At 62.2% G+C, this 15221-nt stretch carries 6 protein-coding genes and 1 pseudogene; 1 reads left to right on the top strand and 6 read right to left on the bottom strand.

Features of this window, described 5'->3' with window-relative positions; translation table 11 throughout:
* Nucleotides 1-48: 48 nt before the first annotated feature.
* A pseudogene (locus G6028_RS12315) lies at nt 49-344 on the top strand (integrase core domain-containing protein); the annotation flags it as partial.
* 7 nt (nt 345-351) lie between these two features.
* Here G6028_RS12315 and G6028_RS12310 read toward each other — a convergent pair.
* The 6 genes from G6028_RS12310 to drmD are packed head-to-tail and all read right to left on the bottom strand — an operon-like array spanning nt 352 to nt 15172.
* A complete protein-coding gene (locus G6028_RS12310) occupies nt 352-1500 on the bottom strand; it encodes a DNA cytosine methyltransferase (protein WP_241730724.1) in 1149 nt (382 codons plus the stop codon).
* A 28-nt stretch (nt 1501-1528) separates the two neighbouring features.
* Nucleotides 1529-2233, bottom strand: a complete 705-nt coding sequence (drmC, locus tag G6028_RS12305; protein WP_338404214.1) for a DISARM system phospholipase D-like protein DrmC — start codon at nt 2231-2233, stop codon at nt 1529-1531.
* 3 nt (nt 2234-2236) lie between these two features.
* Nucleotides 2237-4321 (bottom strand): DrmB family protein, encoded by a 2085-nt coding sequence (gene drmB / locus G6028_RS12300; protein ID WP_182659035.1) that lies wholly within the window; start codon nt 4319-4321, stop codon nt 2237-2239.
* On the bottom strand, nt 4318-7977 hold the full coding sequence (drmA, locus tag G6028_RS12295; protein WP_182659034.1) for a DISARM system helicase DrmA: 3660 nt from the start codon (nt 7975-7977) through the stop codon (nt 4318-4320). The genes drmB and drmA overlap by 4 nt, the downstream gene beginning before the upstream one ends.
* Nucleotides 7974-12005: an Eco57I restriction-modification methylase domain-containing protein gene (locus tag G6028_RS12290; RefSeq protein WP_182659033.1), complete on the bottom strand. Its 4032-nt coding sequence runs from the start codon at nt 12003-12005 to the stop codon at nt 7974-7976. The genes drmA and G6028_RS12290 overlap by 4 nt, the downstream gene beginning before the upstream one ends.
* Nucleotides 12002-15172, bottom strand: coding sequence for a DISARM system SNF2-like helicase DrmD (gene drmD, locus G6028_RS12285; protein ID WP_338404213.1), 3171 nt, complete (start codon nt 15170-15172; stop codon nt 12002-12004). Before drmD ends, G6028_RS12290 begins: the two co-directional genes overlap by 4 nt.
* Nucleotides 15173-15221: the final 49 nt, after the last annotated feature.

Raw genomic sequence — 15221 nt, 5'->3', positions numbered from 1 at the left:
GAAGTACCGGATCGCCGGACTAGGCGTACCCACTAGCCCTATCTGCCACTCAGCGACAACGGTGCCTGCTACAAGTCCCGCATCTGGCACAACACCTGCCAAACCTGGACATCAGTGTGAAAAAGACCCGCCCGTACCGCCCGCAAACAAACGGCAAGATCGAGCGCTTCCACCGCACCCTCGCCGACGGCTGGGGCTACGCCCGCTGCTACTCCAGCGAGCACGAACGCCGGCACCGACTACCGGCCTTCATCCACGAATACAATCACCACCGGCCCCACACCGCCTGCGGGAACCAGCCACCGGTCAGCCGCTTAACCAACCTCCCCGGTCAGCACACCTAACCACGCGTCACGAAGCGCCAACATGCTGGACGTGCTTGGCAAGCGCGTCGCGGAACTCGTCAGGAACTCGCAGTGTGCTGGCCTGAAGCCGGGTGTAGAAACCGTTAGCTGCACCGAACGACAGTGGCTGGACTCCATATTTGTCCAGTAACCCCGTCAGCGATTGCGGCGCCGACTTGTCCACCGGCCGCTCAGAGAGGTCCCACGCTTCCCGTATCCCACTGAGGGACGCCGCTGCCGACGGCCATCGCCCCCCTGCACTAAGCGGACGCCGAGCTACGTCGACCGGACTCTTCGGGCTATGCAGACCGCGGCCGATCCATTCGGACACTGGCACCGACACTGCGTTCCCGACCATTTTCCATCGGACGCCTTGCTTGGCAACGCCGTTTGTCCACCCTGATCGAAAACCCTGGAGACGCTCGCCCGCTTCGATGCTCGGACGCGCGATTGCTTCACCTACTTCTTGTCCCACTCTCCACACAGCGGGCGGTGATGCGATTCCGAGTTTCGATCCCCCCTTGAGCGTGGGCGTCACCCCCGCACCCCATCCGACGCCTTTGTTTCCTTCAGTCCAGTAGAAGCCGTAAGCGCTGTGGCTGGCCCTGGGTCGTGGCGGACCTGCTTCTTCGCTGAAGAGAACCCCCCTGGGATCTTCGCTCCGAGACGCAACCAAGAAGACGCGGCGACGGCGCTGACGCAAACCGAAGTTCTGCGAATCCACGGTCCGATACGCCCAGTTCCATCCTCTCTCTTCGAACCATTCAGCGATGAAGGACATGGCTGCTCCCCCACCGAGGCTCAACATGTTCGGCACGTTCTCAAGAACAACCCATCGCGGCGGCGTCTTCTCGATAAGGCGGAAGGCTTCTCGAACGAGGCCGGACTCGTTACCGTCGATCCCGGCCATCCGGCCGACCTGGCTTAGATCGGTGCAGGGGAACCCCGCGGTGACAACCTCAACCGATGGGAGTGACTTTAGGTCACGGATGTCGCCAACGAGGTCGGCGTCGAACCGCCTCTTCAGCACGTTAGCTGCGGGATCCCAGTACTCGCAAAGCAGCTCAGTATCGATGCCGGCGCGCTGGAGACCCACCTCGAAGCCACCGATACCAGCGAAGAGTCCCACAGAGCGCATGTGTACATCCTCGAGCATGAGTCAATAGCCGTAACCTTCGGGTCGTTCAGTAGGCGACAAGCGCACCGTGCTCGTAGAGGGTTTCCAACTGTCGCACGAGGTCATCCGCGACGGCCGCATCATGGCTGAGGAGGCCGCACTCAAGGTTCAGCTTTGCGGCGGCGTTGGAGAAGTTGGCACTGGTAACCAGTGCGGAGGCTCGGTCAACGACGACGAGCTTCGCATGCTGAAGAGGTACGTATTCTCCCACCACTTCTGGGGCGTACACCCACACCCTCGCGCCAGCAAGCGTCTTGGGAACCGCGCCACCATTCTTCTCCTGCATTCCACGGTCGACGATGACGGTGACGGCGACTCCACGATCGATGGCGTGTGCCAATGCCTGGACATAATCCGATCCGGCGCCGGCGGAGTAGGTCGCCGCGTACACAGTCGCGGTCGCCCTGTTGATCAGTTCGGCGACGGCGAGCGTCGTTCGACCGCCTAGGCCCGGCAGGGTTGGGGCGGTCCAGACCGGTTCGGGCCCTGGCCTTCGGGGAACGGCGGCAATTCCGTCGAGGACAGCAGCTGCTAGCTCAACACTTCCTGCCTCCAAGGCCAGGGCCGTGAGCAGCGCCTTGACCTCGGGTCGGTTGACTGCGAAGGCACGCTGCGCGGCTAGGTGTGGCAGCCGCTGCTGACGTAGGGCGGCCGCAATCGCTCCTGCCTCGGCGGGAGTAAGCAGTTCGCCCAGTCGGGCGACGGGCGTCACCGATCAGTCCCCAAGAATCGGGAGCAGCAGTCCCGGCGTAGCGACGTCGGGGTCCACCATCAGGTCAAGGAGCAATCGTCTGTCCAAAAACCGGTTAGTTCGCTCACAGCTGGTTTCACTGACGAACAGGCAGAAGTGGCAGGCGGCGCCATGGAGGAAATCCTCCTTGCCCCGAGGGCGCCGGTGAGAGCAAACCGGATCACTTGAGCATCGACCGCCCCGCCTGATCGCGTCGTGGACAAGCGCCCCAAGTCGTTCCGGACGCGACAGATCGACAAGACCACCGAGCGTTCCTTCGCTGTCGGACGCCGTCGTGGTAATGAGCAAACCGGCCGCAGCCGGGCGGTCGCCGTCCTTACGCCATGCGTAGATCCGTTCGGTGAGACTGGCCGAGCCGTAGCCACTCGACATCGCCGCTTCCCTGATCAATAGGTGAGACAGCGAATGGATCGCCCAATACCGTGGTGGCGGAAATCGGCTGTCGGGATCAATCGTGCTGTCGGAAGTTTTGCTGGTCCGGCGCTTGAAGTTGAGCTCGTGAGCACGGCGGTACGTCTCCCAGATATCCAGCTCAAGGATCTTGTTCTCCCATGCAACCACGGTCGGTTCGTCGAATCGCAAGAAAAAACCTTCGCCACGGTCTTCGGTAGCTGGCACCCAGGTCGGTCGGCCATCGCGGGTGAGCGGCGCGACCCTGTTCTTGCTGTCGTCGATACGGTCGAGCGCATCAATCCGTGTGAAACCGACAAATGCGTTGACCTTCTTGAGCTTCTCGACGGCCACAACCTCAGGGATGAGCGGCATCAAGCTCTCAGGTACCGCTCGGCGGACAGCACGGAAGTCCGCCGACCCGGAATGCTTGGTGTACTTCTCCTCGTTGGTGAGCACGAGCCACTCAGGCAACAAGATGTCACTTGGATCGGTGCTCACCGCAGCGGCTGGGGCCGGGATGACAGCGCCCTTCAGCGTCTCTATCGCCTCCCACAAAACATCGTCGGTGGCGTTCCCAAAGATCTCGTTCTGTGTGAGGCTCCCAGCCCATCCGCGGAATCCGGCAAGCGCTTCCTTCGCGGTCGCTGATGCGATGACTTCGGGTGGAAGTGCCTGGAGAACCGGCAAAAGGTCGATTACGGAAGCCACTTCTTCGCGGGGCAAGGCGAGTAGTCCAACCGTGGAGGCGAACCACTGGTTGGCTGCCCCAAGCATCATCAGCTTTCCCGACTGATCGCACTGGTAGAAAGCGTCCAGGTGCGCGTGCCTGCCACGGCAGTGCGGCAACTTTTCGGCGGCCTTAGGGCCAGTAGCTTCCAGCATCCCTCGCCGAGCATCGCAGGACAGACAGCTGATCTGGACGTCAGGACCAAGGTTGCTCTTCCACTCACGCATCCGGAGCTGCGGAATCTTGGCGTTCGGGCAGTTGCGACCGCGGTGAACCCACGCGACGTACGGGAACTCGTCGATATGACCATTGACGCAGGCGATCAAATAGCGAGCAGGCACCGCTGCTTGCTCCCGACCCTTTCTAGCTTTCGCCCTGCCTGAGCCCGGGCTCCAGCCTTTGCAGTCCTTGTGAATGAACGTCGCCTGGTCCGGCCGGTATTTCAGCACGTTCTTGAACTCGAAGATCGGGTGACTGACTGGCGCGAGCAGGTTACACCCTGTGCAGCGCAACCATTGGGGGAAGACTCGTGCTGGGATTCCGAGGTCGATCGCTTCGTCTCCAAACCCGCCTGGCGCTTCGGGCGCCCACGGTGCTTTGCGGAGCTGGGTCACTTGGGCGCCGAGATAGGCCCGGACCAGATCTAGTAGGCGTGGTTCGACAACCAGGTCTGCGCCCCCGGGACGTCGGTCGTAGTAGCGCTGCCAAGCGTCCAGACCGTGCGGCATGACCGAAAGGTGTGGCAGGTCGACGGTGGCACCGATGCCCGAGGTGTAAAGCAGTGCTGACGGGCGCACCGAACCAACTTTGCTGCGGTTCTTGGTGGTCTTGCCCTCGATGTCAGCAATCGGGTTGAGCTCCGCCAATCCGACAGTAATTGGCGCCAGGCCACCGTCTGCTGCCCCGGATTCGTCATGTGCGTCGCTCACGCGTCATCTCCCTTCGGGAACTCCCATGTCGGGGCAGCAGCCGGCTCCTTGAATGCAAGGTTGGCCGGCGCCGGGCTCACAAGAAGATTGAACTCAGGCTGGACCTCTCGCATCGAATTGGCGACGACGAACACTCGGTCTGCCGGCGTCGTCACGGTGGTCTCTGGGCTGATCAGGAGCGGCCATTCGACCTGGTCCTTTCGGGGACGTTCATAGACGAGAGAGCCACCATACTCATTTGCCTTCTCGTACCAACGATCAAGGCGTTGAAGCAGCTTCTGACGCATGCGATCGAGCGCCTGCGAATCCGGCGCAGCAGGCTGTGCCCTTGTGATCAACCGGTCGACGATGTTCTGAGCTGCAGACAGTTTGCTGAGTACCTCCCCAGCGCCGACAGCCGGGGACAGCGACGAAGGCTGGCCCTCGTCGAGGACCCTAATTGCGCTCACCATCATGCCCATCAAGCCCCGTTCCATTGCAGTGTCGGAATAGGGAGTAACACTCAGGGCCTCGACCTGTGCATAGAACGTCTCGTGGTAGTGTCTGAACGACTCAAAATGCGACATGTCGCGGGGGCGTGACCAGTTCATGAGCGACACCACGAGCCCCGGCTTTCGGGCATCACGACCAACGCGTGACGAAGCCTGGATGTACTCGGCGGTGTTCTTCGGCTGCCCAACAACCAGCATCAGACCGAGTCTTGGAACGTCAACGCCGACTTGAAGCATCGACGTGGCCAAGACCACGTCAAAGGGGGACGGCGGAGACTTTGGTGCCGGCAGCTTTGCTTCAAGCGCAGCTCGATATGCCTTGCCATAAGCGGCCTTCCCCCGGGTTGTCCAGCGATCACCGAACGGGACCGAGAGACGGTCGAGCGTTTTGGAGACTTCTTCAGCCGAGATCCGAGAGGTGAGCTCGCCGATCGCGAGTCGGGTCCAGTCGGTGGTTCGGCGCGGGAACGGTTCGGTGTTGCCAGCGACACGCGTGGTGACATCGTCATCCAGGTATCGGCGCATGCCGGCCAGTTCGCGCGTGGCGGAGAAGTAGCCGACGGTAGTCAGATAAGGGTCCGCTGCGTCGCCGTGTTCGTCGAGGAGCTTTTGACCTGCCAGCAGCAGAACCTCCGACATCCGGATCTCGGCGAGTGTCAGCCTGATGCCGTGGGCGCAGACCCCGAGATACTTGCGTCCCGGATTGTCATCCGAAACGTCCTTCTCCTTTGAGAAGAAGGTGTCGCGCACGTCAAGCACCTGAGGCGGGAAGACCGCCACCCCACGCCCGTAAAGCGCAGTGACCTGGTTCAGAGCGTTCCGCACCGTGGCCGTAGACGCAACCACTAGCGGACGAACGGTAGTGCCATCCTGCTCGTAAGAGGACAGCACATCGACAGCGTTCTCGAAGACACCGACTGCTGTTCCGAGCGCGCCGGTGATCAAGTGCAGCTCGTCCTGGATGATCAGGTCCGGCGGACGCAAACGGTTCACCGGTTGGAAGGTCACCTTCGGGTAACTGACGCCACCCACTGTTCTAGCGGTGTGCGACTGAGACGACTCCTTGCACGCACCTCGGCTGTCGGGATGACGGTAGCCGTGGCGCGCGCACCGCTCGGACACATACCCGAAGAGGCTGGCTGCCTCACCCTCGCGGGCCAGCCGAGCGAACTTGTCGACCGTGGCAAGGAGGAACGTCGGCGGATTCCTATAGAGCTCGTCGTCGACGGTCGTGATTGGCAATGGACCCGCGCCCCCGTCGAGGGAGAACGGGCAGAGGCCCTTGCGGTCACCGCAGCGCACCTCGATCCGCTCAGTCGCGCTGACGGTGTGTAGGTCCCGCTTCGGATCGATCTTGGAGCCACACCACGGGCACCGCTGCAACTGGAGGACGGTCAGCCCGTGCGTCTTTGCGGTGTCCTGTCGAGCGGTCTCCACCTGTTCCTTCGCGTCGGCGTAGCGCTTGGGGCTGACGGCCGAACCGACCCACAGGCCGATGCTGAAGGGCCGGTCGCCCCAGGTGGACGGATCAGCCTGACGCATCAGCTCCGCAGCACACACCAGCGCAGCTGCTCGCTGGAACTGCTGGGATGTGAGCAGGCGCAACGTGTAGCGCATGAGGACCGCCACGCCGTCGCCTCCGTCCAAGGCTCCGTCGTCGGTCTGGATGACCCCTTGGAGACGTCGGATCGCGAACGTGAATGCCGCGAGACCGAGATACGCCTCCGTCTTACCGCCACCAGTTGGAAAGAACAGCAGCTCGACGTTGGCGGCAGGACCGCTGCGGAATCCGTCGGTCGAGTCGGCGAGGGCCGGCAACTGCAGCAAAATGAACGCGAGCTGGAACGGTCGCCAGCGAGCCGCGTCGTCGCCGACCTTCTCTACTTCAGCGACCGCGTCCTCAATCGACAGCGTCCCGCGCTCGGACCGCTTCGCGGCAACCTGAGAGCGCATCCGTTGGTCACGCATGGTCTGGTTCATGAACCGGAATGCCTGGAGCGCCTGCGGGTTCGTCTTGAGTAGTTCGAGCCCAGCTTCCAACCGAGACACCACGAGTCCCGCCTCACCGATCGCCTCTTCCGCGATCCCCTGAAGGTGATTCGGTAGGTGAGCGGCTATCGAAACCTGCTTGTCGAGCCACTCCCGGTAGCCGTCAACGAGCGACATAAAGGCCTCTTCGACACCGTCATGCTCAAGGCCCATGAGAACCCGCATCGCCGTTTCTGCCTCGCCCCCGCTGCCTGCGACGGTCTGCGGAACGTCAGCTGTCGGCAGCCAGAGCGTCTCAACAGAGGTTGCGCGCCGCAGTGAGTCGCCCTCAGCATCGAATCCTTCCGCCCAAGCGACCGAGGCCGTGCGGCCGATAGCGAACTCGAGCCGGTGGCGGTACTGCAGGTCGAGCCGCTGACGTTCCGGGTCGAGCTCGTCATAGCCATCGGCGAGCACGTCACGCGTCGGCAGAAACACAGCGTCGCCACTGTTGGCCTCGACCTTGAGTTTGGTCTGGAAGAGCCAATCCCCCGGCGGTGCGTCCAGCGCGGTGGTGCGGTCATTGGAGACCGCCAGCTCTACGATTGTGCGGTCGTCTCGCGGATAGAGTTCCACCCGCAGCGTCACATCAGCATCGATCGCGATCGGCGGTAGCGCCACATGGCTGTCGTGATTCCGTACGTCGATCTCGGCGGTACGCTCGAACGGGATGCGCCGCGAAAACTGGACCTTCCGGCCGTCTTCGTTCTCCTGACGGAACGACTCGTAGCGGCCCCATGACGCGGTGACGGTCAGGACCCCACAATCGCGTGGGACCTGGAACCGCAGGCCCATCGATGAGGGATGCGTCAACGCGCCCTTCGCACCCTCGTCCCGCTCTTCGCCATCCTCGGCGGGATCTTCATCCGTAGGTACCGGGACGCCGGACTGGCCGTTGGCCACAGGGTCCAGGTCGCTGAGGGTGAGACCTGTTTCTGCCGGGTCCGAACCGTCGTCAACTCCGGCGGTGGCTTCCAGCGCGGGGTCGATGGTGACCGGCGCCAGAGAACCGACCATGTACGCCGCACGCGGCGTCCCCTTAATCTCCTCCTCGGGGCCGTTGCGCGGACCGAGCAGTTCTTGCTCGATCAACGCCACTAAGTCGGCACGGACGACGGTTGATGCACTGACGCTCATGCGAGGAGTATGTCCTGTCCTGTCGATGCATCCTGGGTCGGCACATCCTGTCCCTCGGATCGGGCGCGTTCGTGATTCTCTTCCAGCATCTTGTCGAGGAGAGCGCCCCTGAGAACGTCTGGCCAACTCCATCTGACAGCCTGGCGATACTCCGAGAAGTCGAGTCTAAGTTCGATATTTTGCCAGCCGTAAGCTTCAAGCATCGCTCGATCGACTTCTAGGTGGATCTCCCGAAGTCGAATTATCTCGGGGCGAAGGCAGTACGGGTCATGCACATCGTTGTAAACAGCCGTAAGTCCAATGCTTCGCTCAAGCATCACTCGCTCGCGGTGCGACTCAAGGAGTCGCCCCGCCTCCGCTAGACGATCAGTCAGCCTAGGCATAGGGAACGTTTCAAGAACGTCGGAGATGGTGTAGCGAACCCGCGTCTCCAGGGTCGACCCGTAGGTAACCGCCCATGTGTGATGGAAGGTTGAGGAAAAGATTGCAAGATGCGCGTCACTATTGACGGTGAACACTTCCAGTGCGTTACTGCACACCACGCCGGCCTGCACGCGGACCGGCATCACTGGCTTACTGACGATAGTCAAGACCATCATGCGATCGAAGCCGCTTACGGCTTCACGCCAGGTATGTCCCCACTGCGCAAAGCGCCACCATTTCTCCCGCCGCTCCGGATTTTTGTCGTTCGCTCGTGCCGCCTTGCTGTTAATTGAAGCATGCTCAAATGGCAACGTGTAGCGCGCTGCACGCTCCTTCTCCCAGTCAGCGAAGTCGACCACCCACCTGGATGGCGACAGATCGGGACGCGAATTAACGTCCTCGCCACTGAGGTATGGTCGGAGAACCTCGCGGTTACGCCCGTCTGCGTCGATCCAAGAAGCCGCGACAGCCGGCGACACCAGCAGACCGGTGCCGAGAGGTATGGCGCCTTGGTATGCCAAACCAACGTTGGCTTGTAGCCGTATTGGTTTCCCAATCATGCGCCCCACCGGCTCGAGAAGCGTCGTCACCCCAGAACACCGGATGCCGCCTACCGTCGCTTGCCAACCCCGCTCAGGCACTACCGCCGTCATATGCACCGAAGCGTACTCCAGGCTCGCGAATACGGACGGCCACTTTTTGCTCTTGAACGCGCGATAGATTCGCATGCCAACGCGTTCAAGTTGATCCAAGGACGACTCTCGAGTGTCACCCTCCGAGATTGTATTGGTCGTTATCATTCCAACAACTCCGCTAGATCTCCGGAGCAGCCACGCGCGAAGGACGAAATAGGCAACCAGATCGCTCTTGCCCGGCGACTTTGCCGCAGAAACGTTCACGATGAAGTCGCGGACATTCTTGCCCATCGCGGGAGTGATCTTCTTAAATCCCAGAAAAGGCGGATTTCCGATGATCGCATCGAATCCACCCCGCTCAACAATCACGTCCGGGGCCTCAATAATCCAATGTAACGGCTGCCACCGCTCATAGTCGGTCTCGACTGTCGGCGTCAAACCCAAAGCGATGCGGTCGAGAAGTTTCGTCGGGTCGCCGAATGAACCGTCGACCGGGTAGGCCTCATGCAATTGCCAGGACAGCGTTTTGTAAGCGTCATCAAGCTGTCTCCCCGATTTTCCGCCTAACGGCAGCGCAGTAGCGATTATACCATCCGCGATGAGCCGGAGCTCAGCGGTCGTCTGCCGGAACTGCTCCAGTAATCGCGCCTTCGCTCGCGAAGACCGCATCGGGTCTCGGTCGTCGACGGGACTCGCCAACTCCAGTCTCAGCCGAGTCGCAGCGGAAATCTTCGTATCAACATCGATTAGAAGTTGTTGCTGCTTGTTCGCTGGATTCGGCGCGATATGTAGATCGCGCAGCTGATCGAGCGAGGTCAGGCCAAGAAGAGAGTTACCGCAGAAGATTTTGTCGTCGACGAACGAGAACGGCTTGGTCTTGTCCATGGAAATCAGCCAAAGGGACAGCTTGCACATCTCGACGGCCATCGGGTTAATGTCAGCGCCGTAGAGGGAGCGGGCTATTACCTCCCGCAGCGCGTGGCGGCGCAGCTCCTCGGCATCTAAAGCAAACTTGTCGAGCATGCCCTCGTCGATCCACGCCTCGACGAGACGTTCCGAGAGGAATCGGGCTGCGGCCACAAGAAACGCACCAGATCCGGCCGCTATATCGGCGACCCTCAGGTCGAGAATCGCGGCGGCAGACTTAAGCTTCCATTCGTGATCGTCATTGGTCTGAAGCGGTCCCGGCTCGTATACGAGTGGCTGCAGGGCGTGGAACACGACCTCCTCGGCTAAAGACCTAGGTGTGTAGTGAGCTCCTGCATTTTTACGCGATGGCGTCTCGATCACGACAAGGCCGCCGACGGGTATGACCAGTGGGATGTTGCGCAAGTCGCGGCGAATTAGGTTTCCCCAGCTGACCAGGCTCTCCAGCAGGTCTCGGTCGCCGGCTGCGACCGGGGCCAGCATCCTGACCAGTTCCGCGCGATCATCGCCGGCCGCTTCCCATTCGACCAGTTTAGTCAGTGCGGAGATGCTTTTCCCGGTCGCTGCGGGCTGGTTCACCTTCAACCAAGCAACGAGCGCGCGGGCGAACTCCTTGGAGTCGCCGCCGTGCTCGTCGTACAGGTCGTTGATGGTCGCTAATGCGATCTCCGGTTCTGCACCGTCCTTTCCGACGAGACCGAGGATGATGTCGTCGGCGGCCTCGGCGCAGGAATATCCAAGGAGGCCCTCGTAGATATAACCAATCTGCTCGACGTCGATCTCGCGGAATGAAATCCTGCGCCGCTCACCGTTTGCGACGACGGACTGCACCGATTCCAACACATGAAGCATTACGCGGTCGGACACTCTGAGTCGGAGCCCGTGACTGTCCGTGGCATGAAGCCATGGAAAGCGCTCTGAGTCGAGCAGCGAACCGCCGTACGCGGGCATCCGCATCTCGTCGTAATTGACTCCGCCGTGCAGTGCCTCGCTGACGGCGAGCAGCCTGTGCCACGCGTCGTAGCTCTCATCGAGGTGCTCTTCCCCGCCGGCCGCCTGTGCACGAAGATTATCGAGGAGGCCGTTGATGGCGTACGAGTCCCAGTAAAGTTGCTCGGTTGGAAGCATGTCGCGCTCTTCGGCGAAGAGCAGAAAGACGATCCGCATCATCACGGTCACGGCAGCTTGGTAGATGTCGTCCGGCTTCTCGGTGAGGGGATCCGGATTACCCGCCTTGATTGCCTCAAGTCGAGCCTCGGAGAAGGCTTGGACGAGGAGTTCGACTGACCGGCGCACCTGGGTGCCGAGCGCCTCGGTGATCTCCTCGGCCTCAAGTTCGCTGCGCTCGAAGAGCCGGGACAGGCGCTGCTCGGCGTCGGAGGCACGAAAGCGGCGTTGGTTGATCAAAGTGAAGAACGCGTCGCGAATTAGCGGTTCCTCGGCCCACGTCAGCGCGTTCACCATTCCGGAGCCGGTTGGTTTTTCGTCCTTGGCCCACACCAGCGCCCACCATTGACCGTCGGTGACGATGCCGACCTCGACCTGTGCCTTGCGAAGCAACATGGCCAGGCGGTCGATTTCGTTGGCCGCCCAACCGTCGAGGCCAGCGTTGCGCAGACCGGAGGTGGGGTCGCACACCCGCAGTAACGCTGCCGTTTCGCCCTCGCGCCCCTTGAGCGCGCAGGTCGCGGCAACGGTGATCTGCTCGCCTGGCGAGCGGACCGCGATGTCCGAAACCGAGAATAGGTCGTTCCACTCGGCCATGCCGGAAAGGACGACGTCTATCCAGGCCCGCCGTACGACGTCGTAGGCATCCTTCGACTCGGGTGTCTTGGGTTGCTCGACGTAGTGGTCGAAGGCGCGCTGCCATTGGGCGTACGCCTGCTTGAACATCATTAAGCGGTCATCGGTGTCGCCGAGACGGTCGACGCCGCTGGGCCACATGTCCTTGAGTACCGGGTAGGCAAGGAATGGTCCGTCGACGTCGACCTGAGAAAGCCAGTCGCTGTGATTGTCGGTACTCTTGAGCGTGCGCTTCCTCATCGAATCGCCAGTCCGTTCTCCACGTCGTGCGGGGCAAGGGCGAAGATCACGGCGGCCGGGAACTCCCATGTGCGGATGTCGTCGTACCGCGTGTCAACGGCCGTTAGCTCCCGGTCACGTTCCTCGTCCAGGGCGTCTATGCGACGACGGATCTCTCGCAGGTCGCGCTCGCTCTGGCGGCGCTCGTCCTCGAACAGGGTGAGCTGGGGGTCGCCGTCCATGACCTCCGCCTCTCTGAGCGCACCACGCAGCGTCTGGCGGAACCGATCGAAGATCTCATGTACGCGTGCGCGGTCTGTCTCGCGCCGGTCGACGAGGTGTGCTTCAACGTCTCTGCGGCGTCGCGCGGCGCGGTCGCCGATGGCCTGCTGGACGCGGGCGCGGAGGCCGTCGTCTCTCTCGGTGTTCCAGGCCGCGGCAATCTGCGCGGCAAACGCCGGCGCGACACCCACGAGGTCTGCGCGGTCGAGCGCCGACTCCAGCAGTTCCTCGGCACGGTGCTCGCCCACTGCTTGCCGGCGTGCGAGCCGGGTGCCGGCAAGGAACACTTCCTCATGGAGGCGCAAACCGGCACGCCCGACCAGGACGAGCCGGGTGACTGCGACGGCGTAGGACTCTTCAAGGCCGGGAACGACGGTGGCAGTCACTCGTTCCAACGCCCGGTCACCGCCCCAGAGCGCGGAGCGGAGGCGCCGAGTCGAGCGCTGGAGCAGCGGAGAACCAAGATGCATATAGACGACCTCAGGGTCCTCCTTCAACACCTGAGGATCGAAGGAAATCGGACGGGGTTTGGTCTTCTTCTCGTCCAAGCGGGTGTAGAGACCGCGGGTGACCTGCTCCCAGGAGTTGTCCAGATTCGGCAGTCGGAACACAGGTACATCAGTATCTTCGGACCCGACGAGTTCAAGCGGCGGAAGATGGTTGAGCTCGAACGCGGTCTCGACCACGCGCTGGAGGTTCTCGGGGCGAAGGTGGAGTCTCTCTCGACTCTCGGCGAGATTCTGCTCGAGTCGTGCCAACTCTGCGTTGAGCACCTTTTCACCGCCCATCATGCCGGCGATCGGATCTTTCTCTGCCTGGGCGCGGCGACTCTTGAGCACCTCGCCTCCGAACTGGCGTTGCAGGTCGGGCGCGATGATCTCGTTCGCCGAGCCCAGGTCGCGCATGATCTGGTCGATCTTGACCGCGACGCGGGCCAGCAAGTCGACGTCCTTGCTGAGCGCGCTCTCGCCACCGGTGACCGGAGCGAAGTGGCGGATGTCAGGGGCCCTGGTTTGGCCGTAGCGGTCGACTCGGCCGATTCGCTGCTCAAGGCGATTAGGGTTGAACGGGATATCGAAGTTGATCAGCCGGTGGCAGTGGTTCTGCAGGTCGATGCCCTCGCCAGCCGCGTCGGTGGCCAGCAGGATCCGGACAGACGTCTTGGCTGGGTTCTCGTTGAAACGGGCGCGAATCAGTTCACGGGTCTCGGCCTCCGTGCCGCCGTCGATGATCTCGACACGGTCGTCTTCGTAGCCTTGCTGGCGCAGGATGTCGCGGACCCACCGCAGAGTATCGACATACTCCGTGAAGATGACGAGGCGCTCGTTGCTCCAGTCGCCATGCGATCGGAGCGTGCCTTCGACGTACGAGAGCAGCGCCTCAAGCCTTGAGTCGGGCCGCCCATCGAACCGGTGGCCCCACTCGCTGAGCCAGTCGAGATCTGCTACATCTTCCTCGGTGAGAGGGGGTAGCGAGCTTTTCGCCTCGCGCAGCGCCTCAAGCTCGGGCTGGTCGACCTTGCCCTCCTCTAGATCGTCGGAGTCGGGACCGAAAATCTCGTCGTAGTCGAGGTCAAATTCGAGGTCGAGCCCCCGGGTGCGGGTGTCGCGGTAGACGTCGATGGTCCGTGCGAATGCGACGGGCGAGGAGAAGAACCGCTTCTTCAGCAGCAGTGTCGCCATGTCCCTAGCCGAGCGGCTCCCGTCGTCCGTAGCGACTGCCTTGTCCCTCCGTTGGGTGAAGGCGAGAAGTCGGTCGTAAGCCGCGGACTCGCCGGCTGTCGGGGTGTACGGCAGCTGGCTGACCTTACGTTCGACAAACCCCTTCGCTTCCTTAAGATCACTCTTGAGGCGACGAACCGCGACCTCATCAAGGGCCACCGGGTCGATCTTGTTGCCGCGGACGAACCGCTGGGGATCGATCATCTCCAGAAGTGCAGTGAACGACTCCGTGTATCCGTTGTGCGGGGTGGCGCTGAGGAAAAGACGGTGCTCAGACCGCTCTGCGATCTCTCGAACGGCGCGGGTCCGCTGGGAGTCGACCGCGTATCCCCTGCGCTCCTGCCCGACCTTATTGGTGCGCACCGGACTGCTCGGGGCCACGTGGTGCGCCTCGTCGACGACAAGGATGTCGAAGGCGAAGCGCTGGGTGGTGTCGGCGAACGCGGCTCGGAGCAGTCGCTGAGCCCGCTGCCCGGGCAGCCATGCCATCGAGACGATGATCCGAGGGAAAAGCGTGAACGGGTTCGCGTGGACGCCATGGGATCGGCGTACATCCTTCATGGTCTCCGAATTGACGACGGTGAAGTCGAGGCCGAACTTTTCCTGCATCTCGTCTTGCCACTTGAAGGCCAGGCCCGCAGGGCAGACCACGAGCACGGTCCGGGCGCGATGACGCAGGAGGAGCTCCTGGATTACCAGACCGGCCTCGATCGTCTTGCCAAGGCCGACATCATCAGCGAGCAGCAAATTGGCGCGCGGGCTCGCCAAGGCTCGCTTGAGTGGAGTGAGTTGGTACGGCTCGACGTTGGCACCACTGCGGAATGGGGCCTGGACCGTGCCATCGTCGGCGCTGGTGATCGCGCCCCAACGCAACGCGTCGATGAAGGCCGCGAGCCTATTGGGATCGTCGAACCTCTCGGGATCGATATCCACAGGAAGACCGAGGTGAGCCAGCGCGCTGCGACCTTGCTCAAGCTCCCAAACTACTCTGAGCTCGTGCCCGAGTCTGTCCTCCTGCACGGACTGGAGGGTGACTGCATGCTGAAGTTGCGAGGCAGCATCGTCGGCAGTGCTCCGACCCAACCCTTGCTGCTGCACGTCGACGACGGCCCAGTTGGCCCCGCGCACGGTAACAATCTGTCCGACTTCGGGCACGGCCACGGGCGGAATCACAACTTCAGTCACACTAAATAACACTAACCCCGCTGATTCACGGGCCGGTGTGACTGCTGCT

Origin of the sequence: Dietzia cercidiphylli (assembly GCF_014145145.1) — a bacterium.
Classification (GTDB): domain Bacteria; phylum Actinomycetota; class Actinomycetes; order Mycobacteriales; family Mycobacteriaceae; genus Dietzia; species Dietzia natronolimnaea.
Note: the sequence above shows the minus strand (reverse complement) of the source record. Positions and strands in the feature narration are given on the sequence as shown.